General features: G+C 69.9%; 12 protein-coding genes and 1 tRNA gene. 9 read left to right on the forward strand and 4 right to left on the reverse strand.

Features of this window, described 5'->3' with window-relative positions:
- Window positions 1–205 precede the first annotated feature (205 nt).
- From eno to ABZT06_RS28925, 6 genes are all read left to right on the forward strand, one after another.
- Entirely contained in the window at window positions 206–1,492 is a 1,287-nt protein-coding gene (eno, locus tag ABZT06_RS28900) for a phosphopyruvate hydratase (protein ID WP_306986654.1), read from the forward strand.
- A 118-nt stretch (window positions 1,493–1,610) separates the two neighbouring features.
- Window positions 1,611–2,087: a septum formation initiator family protein gene (locus tag ABZT06_RS28905; protein WP_355747050.1), complete on the forward strand. Its 477-nt coding sequence runs from the start codon at window positions 1,611–1,613 to the stop codon at window positions 2,085–2,087.
- 38 nt (window positions 2,088–2,125) lie between these two features.
- On the forward strand, window positions 2,126–2,662 hold the full coding sequence (locus ABZT06_RS28910) for a DUF501 domain-containing protein (protein WP_355747053.1): 537 nt from the start codon (window positions 2,126–2,128) through the stop codon (window positions 2,660–2,662).
- Window positions 2,659–3,600 carry a Ppx/GppA phosphatase family protein gene (locus tag ABZT06_RS28915; protein ID WP_355747056.1) on the forward strand — a complete coding sequence of 314 codons (942 nt, stop codon included), beginning with the start codon at window positions 2,659–2,661 and terminating at the stop codon, window positions 3,598–3,600. The genes ABZT06_RS28910 and ABZT06_RS28915 overlap by 4 nt, the downstream gene beginning before the upstream one ends.
- Before the next feature lie 432 nt (window positions 3,601–4,032).
- Window positions 4,033–5,409, forward strand: coding sequence for an NAD(P)/FAD-dependent oxidoreductase (locus tag ABZT06_RS28920; protein WP_355747059.1), 1,377 nt, complete (start codon window positions 4,033–4,035; stop codon window positions 5,407–5,409).
- 238 nt (window positions 5,410–5,647) lie between these two features.
- Window positions 5,648–6,946 (forward strand): class I SAM-dependent methyltransferase, encoded by a 1,299-nt coding sequence (locus tag ABZT06_RS28925; RefSeq protein WP_355747333.1) that lies wholly within the window; start codon window positions 5,648–5,650, stop codon window positions 6,944–6,946.
- 400 nt (window positions 6,947–7,346) lie between these two features.
- Here ABZT06_RS28925 and ABZT06_RS28930 read toward each other — a convergent pair whose 3' ends face one another.
- Together ABZT06_RS28930 and ABZT06_RS28935 are read right to left on the reverse strand one after the other, a co-directional pair.
- Window positions 7,347–9,875 carry an FtsX-like permease family protein gene (locus ABZT06_RS28930; protein WP_355747062.1) on the reverse strand — a complete coding sequence of 843 codons (2,529 nt, stop codon included), beginning with the start codon at window positions 9,873–9,875 and terminating at the stop codon, window positions 7,347–7,349.
- Window positions 9,875–10,648: an ABC transporter ATP-binding protein gene (locus ABZT06_RS28935; RefSeq protein WP_355747065.1), complete on the reverse strand. Its 774-nt coding sequence runs from the start codon at window positions 10,646–10,648 to the stop codon at window positions 9,875–9,877. The genes ABZT06_RS28930 and ABZT06_RS28935 overlap by 1 nt, the downstream gene beginning before the upstream one ends.
- 391 nt (window positions 10,649–11,039) lie before the next feature.
- Here ABZT06_RS28935 and ABZT06_RS28940 point away from each other — a divergent pair.
- A tRNA-Leu gene (locus ABZT06_RS28940) sits at window positions 11,040–11,123 on the forward strand.
- A gap of 49 nt (window positions 11,124–11,172) precedes the next feature.
- Here ABZT06_RS28940 and ABZT06_RS28945 read toward each other — a convergent pair.
- Window positions 11,173–11,433 carry a hypothetical protein gene (locus ABZT06_RS28945; RefSeq protein WP_280851067.1) on the reverse strand — a complete coding sequence of 87 codons (261 nt, stop codon included), beginning with the start codon at window positions 11,431–11,433 and terminating at the stop codon, window positions 11,173–11,175.
- A gap of 1,247 nt (window positions 11,434–12,680) precedes the next feature.
- Window positions 12,681–13,073 carry a helix-turn-helix transcriptional regulator gene (locus tag ABZT06_RS28950; protein ID WP_355747069.1) on the reverse strand — a complete coding sequence of 131 codons (393 nt, stop codon included), beginning with the start codon at window positions 13,071–13,073 and terminating at the stop codon, window positions 12,681–12,683.
- A gap of 232 nt (window positions 13,074–13,305) precedes the next feature.
- Between ABZT06_RS28950 and ABZT06_RS28955 the strand changes: the two genes are divergently transcribed.
- Window positions 13,306–13,521: a hypothetical protein gene (locus tag ABZT06_RS28955; RefSeq protein ID WP_355747072.1), complete on the forward strand. Its 216-nt coding sequence runs from the start codon at window positions 13,306–13,308 to the stop codon at window positions 13,519–13,521.
- A gap of 52 nt (window positions 13,522–13,573) precedes the next feature.
- A complete protein-coding gene (locus ABZT06_RS28960) occupies window positions 13,574–13,792 on the forward strand; it encodes a hypothetical protein (protein ID WP_007382551.1) in 219 nt (72 codons plus the stop codon).
- The last annotated feature ends 65 nt before the right edge of the window (window positions 13,793–13,857 follow it).

Consider the following 13,857-nt stretch of genomic DNA (forward strand, 5'->3'; position numbering starts at 1 on the left):
CTCCGGTGCGTGTTCCCCCGTACGCACCAGGGCGGGGTTTTTCATGCGCCGGTGCGGGGACGTCTTTGTTCAGTTCAGAAACAATTTACTCTCGGTTCTGTCCATGGGTCGGTACATACGGTGGCCGATCCCCCGGAGCCGGTTAGGCTCGGTCTCGCAGAACCCACCGCGGTCCCGGCGGACCGTGTCACACCCCAAGAAGGAGATGCTCGTGCCGTCCATCGACGTCGTCGTAGCCCGGGAAATCCTGGACTCCCGAGGCAACCCCACGGTCGAGGTCGAGGTCGGCCTCGACGACGGCAGCACGGGTCGTGCCGCCGTCCCCTCCGGCGCCTCCACGGGCGCCTTCGAGGCCATCGAGCTCCGCGACGGTGACCCGAACCGCTACCAGGGCAAGGGTGTCGAGAAGGCCGTTCTGGCCGTCATCGAGCAGATCGGCCCGGAGCTGGTCGGCTACGACGCCACCGAGCAGCGCCTGATCGACCAGGCGATGTTCGACCTGGACGCCACCGACAACAAGGGCTCGCTCGGCGCCAACGCCATCCTCGGCGTCTCCCTCGCCGTCGCCCACGCCGCCTCCGAGGCCAGCGACCTCCCGCTCTTCCGCTACCTGGGCGGCCCGAACGCGCACCTGCTGCCGGTGCCGATGATGAACATCCTGAACGGCGGCTCGCACGCCGACTCCAACGTGGACATCCAGGAGTTCATGATCGCCCCGATCGGCGCGGAGTCCTTCTCCGAGGCGCTGCGCTGGGGCACCGAGGTCTACCACACCCTCAAGAAGGTCCTGAAGAGCAAGGGCCTGTCCACCGGCCTCGGCGACGAGGGCGGCTTCGCGCCGAACCTCGAGTCCAACCGCGCCGCCCTGGACCTCATCCTCGAGGCGATCAAGGAAGCCGGTTACATCCCCGGCGAGCAGGTCGCCCTGGCGCTCGACGTCGCCGCCTCCGAGTTCTACAAGGACGGCAAGTACCAGTTCGAGGGCAAGGACCGCTCGGCCGCCGAGATGACGGAGTACTACGAGGAGCTCGTGGCGGCCTACCCGCTCGTCTCCATCGAGGACCCGCTGTTCGAGGACGACTGGGCCGGCTGGAAGGTCCTCACCGACAAGCTGGGCGACAAGGTCCAGATCGTCGGCGACGACCTGTTCGTCACCAACCCGGAGCGTCTGGCCCGCGGTATCGAGGAGGGCGCCGCCAACGCGCTGCTCGTCAAGGTGAACCAGATCGGCTCGCTCACCGAGACTCTCGACGCCGTCGAGCTCGCCCAGCGCAGCGGCTTCAAGTGCATGATGTCCCACCGCTCCGGCGAGACCGAGGACGTCACCATCGCCGACCTGGCCGTCGCCACCAACTGCGGCCAGATCAAGACCGGCGCCCCGGCCCGCTCCGAGCGCGTCGCCAAGTACAACCAGCTCCTGCGCATCGAGGAGATCCTCGACGACGCCGCGGTGTACGCCGGCCGCAGCGCGTTCCCGCGCTTCAAGGGCTGAGCAGCGACAAGGGCTGACCCCACCAGGGTCAATCCTGAGCCAGTCGTACGTACGTCCCCGTACCGGTCCCGTACCGTGTGCGGGGACGTACGCACGTAGAAGGGGAGGCGGCGAGCCGATGGCCGTGAAGGACCGGGACCGTTTCTCCACCACGACCAGGATCAGGCTGCTCGGTGAGCAGACCGCGGCCCGGGTCTACCGCTCCCAGACCAAACGGCAGGCCCGCCGCTCCCGGCTGACCGGCCGGGCCGCACTGCTCGCCCTCGTGCTGTGCACGCTGGTGGTGGCGCTGGCGTACCCGATAAGGCAGTACGTCTCCCAGCGCGCCGAGATCGCCGATCTCCAGCGGGAGAAGGCGCGGGCCGCCGAGCGGGTCGAGAAGCTGCGCGACCTCAAGGCGCGTTGGCAGGACGACGCGTACGCGGAGCAGCAGATCCGGCAGCGGCTGCACTACGTGATGCCGGGCGAGACGGGCTTCATCGTCGTCGACCCCGACGCGGCGAGGAAGTCCCGCCTCGACCTGCGCGCGGCCGACCGCCCCTGGTACGCGAACGTCTGGGACGGGGTCGACAAGTCCGACGCCTCCGACCAGTGAACCGACCTCAAGACCTCAAGACCCAGAGAAAGACAGGCATGGAAACGCCTCCGCCCTCCACCCCGCGCACCGAGCCCACCGACGCGGACGTCGAGGCCTTCAAGCAGCAGCTCGGGCGGCCGCCGCGCGGGCTGCGGGCGATCGCGCACCGGTGCCCGTGCGGGCAGCCGGACGTCGTGGAGACCGCGCCCCGGCTGCCGGACGGCACGCCCTTCCCGACGACGTACTACCTGACGTGCCCGCGCGCCGCCTCCGCGATCGGCACGCTGGAGGCGAACGGCGTCATGAAGGAGATGACGGAGCGGCTGCAGACCGACCCGGAGCTCGCGGCCGCGTACCGGGCCGCGCACGAGGACTACCTCGCGCGCCGGGACGCCATCGAGGTCCTGGAGGGCTTCCCGAGCGCGGGCGGCATGCCGGACCGGGTGAAGTGCCTGCACGTCCTGGTCGGCCACTCGCTGGCCGCCGGACCGGGCGTCAACCCGCTGGGCGACGAGGCGATCGCGATGCTGCCGGAGTGGTGGCGCAAGGGCGCGTGCGTGACCCTTCCCGAGCAGAAGGAGGGTGACCGGTGACCCGCGTCGCCGCCGTCGACTGCGGTACGAACTCCATCCGGCTCCTCGTCGCGGACTGTGACCCGCAGACCGGTGAGCTGGTCGAGCTGGACCGGCGTATGACTATCGTGCGGCTCGGGCAGGGGGTCGACCGGACCGGGCGGCTCGCGCCCGAGGCGCTGGAGCGGACCTTCGCGGCGTGCCGGGAGTACGCGGCGGTCGTCAAGGAGCACGGGGCCGAGCGGCTGCGGTTCGTCGCCACCTCCGCCTCCCGGGACGCGGAGAACCGGGACGAGTTCGTGCGGGGGGTCCTGGACATCCTCGGGGTCGAGCCCGAGGTCATCTCCGGGGACCAGGAGGCCGAGTTCTCCTTCACCGGGGCGACCAGGGAACTCACCGGCAGCGACCACCTCGCCAAGCCCTACCTCGTGGTAGACATCGGCGGCGGTTCGACGGAGTTCGTCGTGGGCGAGGACCATGTGCGCGCCGCACGCTCCGTGGACGTGGGCTGTGTGCGGATGACCGAACGGCACCTGGTGCGGGACGGGGTCGTCAGCGACCCGCCGACCGACGCCCAGATCGCCGCGATGAGGGCGGACATCGAGGCCGCTCTCGACCTCGCCGAAGAGACCGTGCCGCTGCGCGAGGCGCGCACGCTGGTGGGGCTCGCCGGGTCCGTCACCACCGTGTCGGCGATCGCGCAGGAGCTGCCGGAGTACGACTCCGAGGCCATCCACCACTCCCGGGTATCCCGCGAGCAGGTCCGCGAGATCACCGGCCGGCTGCTGCGCTCCACCCACGCCGAGCGCGCGGCCGTGCCCTCCATGCATCCGGGGCGCGTGGACGTCATCGGCGCCGGGGCCCTGGTTCTTCTCACGATCATGGAGCGGATCGATGCCGAGGAGGTCGTCGTGAGCGAGCACGACATCCTCGACGGCATCGCGTGGTCTCTTGCATAGGCCCTGCCGGGCACCTCTGCTGAGCAGGCAGAACAACGTATGAGCGCGTCCGGGGGGCCCTTCGGGGCCCCTCTTTGACGTGTCGCCGAGAAAGTTCGTGAAGTTCTTCACAAGGAATTTGGTCCTACCGGACGACGAATGTGGTCCGGTTGACCCTTCCGGGGGCTCAACACCCCTGTGAACACGTTCAAAACGCTGAGTTGCGGACCTCGGGCGAGGGGTGGGGAAGATCCCCGCGAGGGCCCCTCACGGGGCACCTTTCGGCGCAGAGAGGCAGCTCACGCGGCATTGACAACGGGTCGCCGTACACCGTGGTTCCCGTTCCGCGCCATGACTTGGATCACGCGAGTCGCGGAGGATAGCACACCCTCCGAGGAAGCTTGTGAAGGGGCGCACGAGCGACCCCCCTGGGGCAGGTGGATACTCGATGCCATGAGCACCACGGAGCGTCCCAGGATCCTCGTAGTAGGCGGTGGGTACGTAGGCCTGTACGCAGCTCGGCGCATTCTCAAGAAGATGCGCTACGGCGAGGCGACTGTCACGGTCGTCGACCCCCGGTCGTACATGACCTACCAGCCCTTCCTCCCCGAAACCGCCGCCGGCAACATCTCCCCGCGCCACGTCGTCGTCCCGCTGCGACGCGTGCTGCCGAAGGCGGAGGTGCTCACCGGCCGGGTCACCACCATCGACCAGGACCGCAAGGTCGCCACGATCGCCCCGCTGGTCGGCGAGGCGTACGAGCTGCCCTTCGACTACCTGGTGATCGCGCTCGGCGCGGTCTCCCGCACCTTCCCGATCCCCGGCCTCGCCGAGCAGGGCATCGGTATGAAGGGCATCGAGGAGGCCATCGGCCTGCGCAACCACGTGCTGGAGCAGCTCGACAAGGCCGACTCCACGACCGACGAGGAGATCCGCCGCAAGGCGCTCACCTTCGTCTTCATCGGCGGTGGCTTCGCAGGCGCGGAGACCATCGGCGAGGTCGAGGACATGGCCCGCGACGCGGCCAAGTACTACACCAACGTCTCGCGCGAGGACATGCGGTTCATCCTCGTCGACGCCGCCGACAAGATCCTTCCCGAGGTCGGCCCCAAGCTGGGCACCTACGGCAAGGAGCACCTGGAGAGCCGGGGCGTGGAGATCTACCTCTCCACCTCGATGGACTCCTGCGTCGACGGCCACGTGGTCCTCAAGAACGGCCTCGAGGTCGACTCCAGCACGATCGTGTGGACCGCCGGCGTCAAGCCCAACCCGGTCCTCGCCCGCTACGGCCTCCCGCTGGGCCCGCGCGGTCACGTGGACACCGCCCCGACCCTCCAGGTCCAGGGCACCGACTACATCTGGGCCGCCGGCGACAACGCCCAGGTCCCGGACGTCGCCGCCCGCAAGGCAGGCGTCGAGAACGCCTGGTGCCCGCCGAACGCCCAGCACGCGCTGCGGCAGGCGCGGGTCCTCGGCGACAACGTGATCTCCGGGATGCGGGGCTTCCCGCAGAAGGAGTACAGCCACTCCAACAAGGGTGCTGTCGCGGGTCTCGGCCTGCACAAGGGCGTCGCGATGATCGTCATGGGCAAGATGAAGATCAAGCTCAAGGGCCGTCTCGCCTGGTACATGCACCGCGGCTACCACGGTCTGGCCATGCCGACCTGGAACCGCAAGATCCGTGTCTTCGCCGACTGGACCCTCGGCATGTTCCTCAAGCGCGAGGTCGTCTCCCTCGGCGCCATGGAGAACCCCCGCGAGGAGTTCTACGAGGCCGCGCGCCCCGTGCCGGCCGCCGAGCCGAAGAAGACCGAGGCCAAGGCCTCCTGACCCGCTCCGGTCATCTGACCCGCTGCGGTCATCTGACCGGTTCCGGTCGCTGATCCACCCGAAGGACCTCCCGCCATCCGTGGTGCGGGAGGTCCTTCGGCGTTCCCGCACCCGGCGGGTGTACATGGTTGCTACATGTGTTTTGCCCGTACATGACCCGCCAAAGGGAGTGCTCCCCGGCATGCCGCTGTTTACCAAGGTGGACAATTCCGGGATCCTCGTCACGGAGGTGTGCGTCATGGCAGATGCCGCGCTGCGGCTCAGGGACCTCTTCGCACAGGTGCTGGGAGTGCCGCTACCGGTGCGGATCCGCGCCTGGGACGGCTCGGAGGCCGGGCCGCCGGACGCGCCCGCGCTGGTCGTGCGCAACCGGCGTGCCGTGCGCCGGCTGCTGTTCAAGCCGGGCGAACTGGGCCTGGCCCGCGCCTGGGTCGCGGGAGACCTGGACATCGACGGCGACCTCTACACCGCCCTCGACCTGATCGCGGGGTTCGTCTGGGAGCGCGGGGAGGACGACAGGACCCTGTTCCAGGCCCTGCGCGAACCCGAGGTGCGCTCCGCCGTACGCCGGCTCGTCGCCCTCGCCGGGCCGCCGCTGCCGCCCGCGCCGCCGCCCGAGGAGATCCGCCGGGTCCGCGGCCATCTGCACACCAGGCGCAGCGACAAGCGGGCCATCAGCCACCACTACGACGTCGGCAACGGCTTCTACGAGATCGTCCTCGGTCCGTCGATGGTGTACTCGTGCGCCTACTGGGAGGCGCCCGAACCCGAGGGCACCCTGGAGAACGCCCAGCGCGACAAGCTCGACCTCGTCTGCCGCAAGCTCGGCCTGGGAGCCGGGCAGCGACTCCTCGACGTCGGCTGCGGCTGGGGCTCGATGGCCATCCACGCCGCCCGCGAGTACGGCGTGAGCGTCGTCGGCATCACCCTCTCCCAGGAACAGGCGGCCTACGCCCGCAAGCGCGTCGCCGACGAGGGGCTCACCGACCGTGTGGAGATCCGGGTGCAGGACTACCGGGACGTCACCGACGGGCCGTACGACGCCGTCTCCTCCATCGGCATGGCCGAACACGTCGGCGCCGAAAGGTACTTGGAGTACGCCGAGAACCTGTTCAGGCTCCTGAGGCCCGGCGCGCGGCTGCTCAACCACCAGATCGCCCGGCGCCCGCAGCACGACGAGTCGTCGTACAGCCTCGACGGGTTCATCGACGCCTACGTCTTCCCCGACGGCGAACTCGCCCCCCTCGGCACCACCGTGACCATGCTGGAGCGGGCGGGTTTCGAGGTGCGGGATGTCGAGTCGATCCGCGAGCACTACGCCCTCACCCTGCGCCGCTGGGTCACCAACCTGGAGGCGCGGTGGCAGCGCGCGGCGCGGATCGCCGGCCCCGGGCGGGCTCGCGTGTGGCTGCTGTACATGGCCGCCTGCGCCCTCGCCTTCGAACGCAACCGCATCGGCGTCAACCAGGTCCTCGCGGTAAGGCCCCCCGAGTCCGGAGCCTCCGGACTGCCGCTGCGCAGCCGCACCTGGAACTGAGTCCCCGGGCAGCCGCCGGAGGGCGCCGTCCAGCTGGTAGCGATGCCGGAGCGGCGTCCCCGGCCGCCTGTTCCGGCTGCGCTGTCGGCAGTTTCCGGGGGAGCCGCCGGAAGGCGCCGTCCCCGCCGGTGGGGGTGGCGGAGCGGCGGCCGGCCCCGGTCGGCCGAACCGCTGCTCAGGCCGCCGGGTCGGTTCACCGAGTCGTCCCGGGGAACAGGTCCTCGTCGTCGGGGCAACCGTGTCCGGCACCTCCGGAACGCCGTCGAGATCCCGCACCTGGAACTGAGCCCCGGCCGGCCCGCCGTGTCGTTCGGGGTCCGGTCCGGGCGTAGGGGCGGCGGGTGTGGGGGTGGGGCCCGCCGTCCCTCCAACGCCGTGGCGGGCCCCACCTCGCTTACGGTTACTCGGCCTTGATGGCGGTCAGCATGTTCATGCGGGCCGCCCGGCGGGCCGGCCACAGTGCGGCGAGGATGCCGACCGTCGCCGCGAGCAGCAGGAACACCGCCATCCGGGCCCAGGGCAGGACGAGTTCGTACGTCGCCATCTTCGTGCCGAGGAGCTCACCGGCGGCCCAGCCGAAGAAGACGCCCAGCGAGATGCCGAGGACTCCGCCGAACAGGGAGATGACCAGGGACTCCAGACGGACCATCCGCTTGATGCCCTTGCGGTCCAGGCCGATCGCGCGGAGCATGCCGATCTCCTGGGAGCGCTCGAAGACCGACATGGCCAGGGTGTTGATGACCCCCAGCACCGCGACGATCACCGCCATGGCCAGGAGGCCGTAGAGCATGTTCAGCATCAGCGTGAACATCTGCGCGATGGAGTCGGACAGGTCCTTCTTGTCCTGGACCTTGATGGCCGGGTTGGTGCCGAGGGCCTTCTCCAGCTCGGCCTTGGCCGCGTCGGAGGCGCCGTCGGACGTCTTCAGCATGACCTGCATGTCGGACCGGTCGCTCAGGTGCGGATCAAGGGTCGCGGTGTCGAGCATGATGCCGTTGAGCAGGTCGTTGCCCTCGTAGACCCCGGCGACCGTGAGCCGCTGCGCCTTGCCGTCCTCGAAGTGCGCGGTAAAGGCCGAACCGGCCTTCCAGCCATGCGACTTGGCGGTGTCCTGGTCCACGACGACCCGCGTGCCGCCGACCTCGAAGGTGCCGCTGTCGACCTTCAGGTCCGTCAGCTTCCCGATCGCCGGGCCGTTGACCCCGGTCAGGTACTCGGTCTCGCCGCCGATGCGGGAGAGCGCGTTGCGCAGCGGGCTGACGGCGGTGACGTCGTCGACCTTCGCCAGTTTCTTCTCGACGTCCGGCGAGAGCTCGTTGCCGTTCGCCATGGAGACGACGTAGTCCGCCTTGATGGCCGCCGACGCCATCTTGTCGATCGACTTCTGGAGGCTGCCCGCCATCACCGTCATGCCGGTGATCAGGGTGAGGCCGATCATCAGCGCGGACGCCGTGGCGGCCGTACGGCGCGGGTTGCGCACCGAGTTCTGGCGGGCCAGCTTCCCCGAGATGCCGAAGACGCGCAGGACCGGCGCCGCCGCCGCGATCAGCGGGCGGGACAGGAGGGGGGTGAGGATGAAGACACCGAGGATCAGCAGGACCGCGCCCATACCCATGGGGGCCTGGCCGTCCGAGCCGTCCATGGTCGTGGCCGCCAGGACGACGGCGACACCCGCCCCGCTGAACAGCGCGCCCAGCGTGTTGCGCAGCACCAGCGACTTGGTCGTCGCCTTCGCGTGCACGCTGCTCATCGCCGCGACCGGCGGGATCTTCGCCGCCCTGCGGCCCGGCAGCCAGGCCGCCAGCATGGTGATCAGGACACCGACCGCGAGGGCCACGCCGACCGTGCCCGGCGTGATGATCAGCGGTCCGGCCGGGACGGTCGCGCCGAGGGTGCCCATGAGGGACCTGAGCCCGGCACCGATGCCGATCCCGGCCACGAGACCCGTCACGGCGGCGACAAGACCGACCACGAACGCCTCGGCCAGCACCGACCGCGTGACCTGCCTGCGGGACGCGCCGACCGCCCGCAGCAGCGCCAGCTCCTTGGTGCGCTGGGCGACCAGCATGGTGAACGTGTTGGCGATGATGAAGGTGCCGACGAACAGCGCGATGCCGGCGAAGACCAGCAGGCCCTGCTTGAGACCGCTCATCGAGGAGGAGATCAGCCTGGCCTGGGAGTCGGCGAGTTCCTTGCCGGTCGTGGTCTCCACCCGGTCTGCTGGAAGCGCCTTGTCGAGAGCCGCCCGCAGCGCGGTCTGGGAGGTGCCGGCGGCCGCCTTCACGTCGATCTCGTCGTACGTTCCCGGCTTGCCGAACAGCTTCTGGGCGGTGGCCGTGTCGAAGAGGGCGAGGCTGCCGCCGGCGGCGACGTTGCCGTCGTCGGTGGTGAAGATGCCGGTGACGACGGGCTTCAGGACCGGTCCGTCGACCGAGAGGCGCACGGTGTCGCCGACCTTGTAGCCGGCCCGCTTCGCGGTCTCGGAGTCGATGGCGACCTGCTGCGCGCCGTGCGGCGCGGCGCCCTGGGCGAGCGGGTACCGGGGGTCCTTGTCGCCGTAGTAGTTGCCGCCCTGCGACTGGAAGCCGCCCCCGATGAGCTTGCCGTCCTTGTCGGCGATGGCGGTGAAGCCGTTGACGACGCCGATGGCGTTCGCGGCGCCCGGGACCTTGGCGCTCTGCTCGAGGAGGGCCTGGGTCAGCTCGTGGCTCTTGCCGATCGTGTTGCCCTTGTCCTCCTCGGACTCGGCGGTGACGGCTACGTCGACCTGGCCGAAGCCCTTGGCCGAACTCTTCTGGTAGGCCTCGGAGATGGTGTTGGTGAAGACCAGCGTGCCGGACACGAAGGCCACGCCGAGCATCACGGCGAGCACGGTCATGAGCAGTCTGGCCTTGTGCGCGAGTACGTTGCGCAGGGCGGTGCGGAACATCAGGAGGTGCGGCCCTTCGCGTCGAACTGCTTCATGAAGTCGAGGACGTTCTCGGCGGTGGGCTTGTACATCTCGTCCATGATCCGGCCGTCCGCGAGGAACACCACCCGGTCCGCGTACGCCGCGGCCACCGGGTCGTGGGTCACCATGACGACGGTCTGCCCCAGCTCCCGTACGGAGTTGCGCAGGAAGCCGAGGACCTCGGCGCCGGAGCGCGAGTCGAGGTTTCCGGTCGGCTCGTCACCGAAGATGATGTCGGGCCTGGACGCCAGCGCCCGGGCCACGGCGACGCGCTGCTGCTGGCCGCCGGAGAGCTGGGCGGGGCGGTGGCTGAGCCGGTCCCGCAGCCCGACCATCCGGATGACCGAGTCCAGCCACTCCTTGTCCGGCTTGCGGCCCGCGATGTCCATCGGGAGCGTCATGTTCTCCAGGGCCGTCAGGGTCGGCAGCAGGTTGAACGCCTGGAAGATGAAGCCGATCTTGTCCCGGCGCAGCTTGGTCAGCTGCTTGTCCTTGAGGGAGCCCAGCTCGGTCTCGCCGATGCGCACCGAGCCCGAGGAGAAGGTGTCGAGGCCGGCCACGCAGTGCATCAGCGTGGACTTGCCGGAGCCGGAGGGGCCCATGATCGCGGTGAACTCGGCCTGTTGGAACTCGACGGTGACCCGGTCCAGGGCGACCACCTGGGTCTCGCCCTGTCCGTAGATCTTCGACAGATCCGTGGCGCGTGCGGCCACGGTGGTGGCCCGGCCGGCGACGGGTGTGGTGGTGGTCACGGGATGGAACTCCTAGCGGGACGACGTCGTTGAGGGACGTCTTCCATCGTGGTGGCCGGAGCCCGTCGTGTAGTCAGCCGCAGTTCTGGTTCCGAAGGCAGACTTCGGAGGGACCGTGCCGCTCGGTGTCATACCTGGGGATGACGGCGGCCCCTGATCCGGGGGGTGCGCGGAGAACAGGTGGAGCGTCCTCGTTCGGACGGTGAAATTCCGTCATTCCGCATGCGTGGTCGAGGCTCGCACGTAACGCTATTGGCAAGTGCGGATGGCGTGTTCCGCGGTCTGATGCACCCTCAGACGTCAATAAAATAAGACAACATCGGTCCGCCCGCCCGCTGTTCGGGGGATGCATCCCGATAGGCTCGGGACCTCGACGCGGAGCCCATGGCCTGCCCGGATGGTGGAATGCAGACACGGCGAGCTTAAACCTCGCTGCCCCTTCGCGGGCGTGCCGGTTCAAGTCCGGCTCCGGGCACTTTTCCGCCCACGCGATGATTTCTCACGCGTGGGCCGGCGTTCCGTCGTCATCCCTCGTAGACGGTCAGTACGGCGCCGTCGATCTCGATCCGGCGGCCGGCGCGCATGCCGTCGCGGCGCAGTGTTCTCAGACAGGTGTGGAACAGGGGCAGCTCGTCCGCGTCCAGGACGGCGGCGGCCAGTTCCACGAGTTCGGTCACTGACTGATCGGTCAGTACCTCGGGCAGCTCGCCGGAGAGCAGAACGACTGATTCTCCGGCGGGCCCGCGGACCACGGCCGTGGCCGGCCCGCCATGCACGAACAACACATTCCCCCCTGGGAGCCCGGGGTCGTGCGGCTCTCGCTCCTCGGGCAGGACGAGAGACTAGCGGGGGAGTCCGGTGCTGTCGGGCACAGTCGAATTCTTTTTCCGGACTCCACGGAAGAGTGAACATCCGCGATCGCAGACCGGCGGGACCGGCTTCCGGACGGTCACTTCTTCGGGTGGCGCGGGGTCGGGGCGGAGGGGGAGAGCCTCGGGGACGGCCGGTCGGGGGTGGCGGCTGCTCGCGTGGTGCGAGATCGGGTTCCGCGCTGTGGCCGCCGCTGTGATGCAGGGTGGGACCGCCGCGAGGAGTGCGTCCTCGGGGTGGACCGGTGCTGGGGCGATCGCCTGCACGGCACGGGCTTGACGGCGGAAGGGGCATCACCGGGGCGGACCGGTCTCTGGGCTGCTGCTTGTGTGGTGTGGGGTTCGGGGTCGGACGGCTGCACGCGCCACGCGGGGGTGGGTCCTTCAGGGGCGCTCGTGCGCTGTGGGTTCGGCCCCGGAAGGGCGCATCCTCGGGGTCGGCCGCCCCCGGAGGACGCTTCGTGGAACGGGTGGGGTGCGGGGTGGCCGTGGGTGCCGCGCGGAGGCGGGGCGCGTGCGGGTGCTTGCCTGGTGCGGGTTCGGTCTGGCGGGCGGCCTCTGGGTGGTCGCTTGCCTCACGGGGCGGGTCTCGTCACGTGGGGGCGCTCGCCCGGCGCGGGGTCGGTCTGGCGGGGGGACCTCGGGGTGGTGGCTTGCCTCACGGGGCGGGTCTCGTCACGTGCGGGTGCTTGCCTGGTGCGGGGTCGGTCTGGCGGGGGGACCTCGGGGTGGTGGCTTGCCTCACGGGGCGGGTCTCGTCACGTGGGGGCGCTCGCCCGTCGCGGGGTCGGTCTGGCGGGGGGACCTGGGGGGCGCTTGCCCCGTGGGGCGGGTGTCATCACGTGCGGTAGGGGGATCACGCGTCCGGGTGCTCCGGTTCGAGGGCCACGGCGCTCTCCGTGGAGGCGGCAGCCTGCCAGGCGTCCTTGCTGAGGAGGGCCGGACACCGACACCTACCCAGTCGTGGCCACGGCTCCGAGTCGCTGGCTCCTGCGCGTGGCCACGGCCCCCCAGCCGCTGGTTCCGGCGCCTTGGCTGCCTGTGCCGCCAGGCGGGACGCCATCGGGCCGGCTCGTGCGGCGCGGTAGGCCGCGGTCCCCGGCAAGTCGGCCCGGACCGGTCGGTCGCGGCGCGGTAAGGCGCGGTCGGTCGTGTGGCGGGGGTTACTTCTTCGGGGTGCGGTCCAGCAGGGACTCCACGAGGGCGGCCACGTGGCGGCGGTCGTCGGCCGAGAGTTTCTGGAGGCTGGCGATGAGGAGGTCCACCTCGGGGTCGGCCGGGCGGGCGGTGCCCTCGGGGTCCTGGCCGGCCGGTGAGCCGTACACGTGGATGCCGCAGGCCTCGGCGGCGGCGCGGCGGACGGTGTCCAACGGGAGTTCCAGGCCCTTGGACAGTCCCTCCAGCGTCGTCGACTGGGGCATCCGGACGACACGGTCGGTGGTCGCCAGGTGGTGGACGGTGGAGCGCGGGACGCCGCCGCGGCGCGCCACCTCGCCGTAGGACCAGCCCTTGAGGTCCAGGCGCTCACGGATCAACTGCTGGAGTGCGTTGGCCACGGGTGGGTCACTTCCTGCTCGCCGCTCGGCGGAACCGTCCATGTCGGGGCCGATTCTACGGGCGGCCCTACCCGCCGCCGGAAGGGTGATTCCCCGAACGGGTTGCGCGGTGGCCCCGCGAGGCCCTAGTGTCCAATCTCGTTGGACAGAACGTCCGACCAGGTTGGACAGAGTGTGGGGGGAACCTGACTCGGTCCGACCGGAAATGCCCATCCCTGAGGGGGACTTGATCATGATGGACGCTCACGAGCTCGAGGCCGAGTCCGCGGAACTGCTGCCGGGCCGGGAGGCCCTCGGCCGTCTGAAGTTCAGCTTCAACAAGACGACCAACGTCACCAAGCACATCGCCAACGTCGAGGCCCACAACTCGTCCCTGGCCGTCAACGACCACTCCTTCGCGTCGGCCGCCGCTTCCAGCGCCGGTCAGAACATCACGGTCACCCAGTAACGCCCGCGCACCACCTCGAACCCGTTCCACACCACCTGAAAGGACGTCCGTCATGAGCATGGACATGCACGAGCTGGAGACCGAGTCCGCCGAGCTGCTGCCGGGCCGGGAGGCCCTCGGCCGTCTGAAGTTCAGCTTCAACAAGACGACCAACGTCACCAAGCACATCGCCAACATCCAGGCCGACAACCAGTCGGCGGCGCTCAACGACCACTCCTCCTACTCGGTCGCCGAGTCGCAGGCGTCGCAGTCGATCGTCGTCAAGCAGTAGCACCGGCGTGAGAACGGCCGTCGGGGTGGGCCGCCCGCACCAGCGGTGCGGTCCACCCCGACGGC

This window comes from Streptomyces sp. NPDC005483, from assembly GCF_040606035.1.
Lineage (GTDB): Bacteria > Actinomycetota > Actinomycetes > Streptomycetales > Streptomycetaceae > Streptomyces.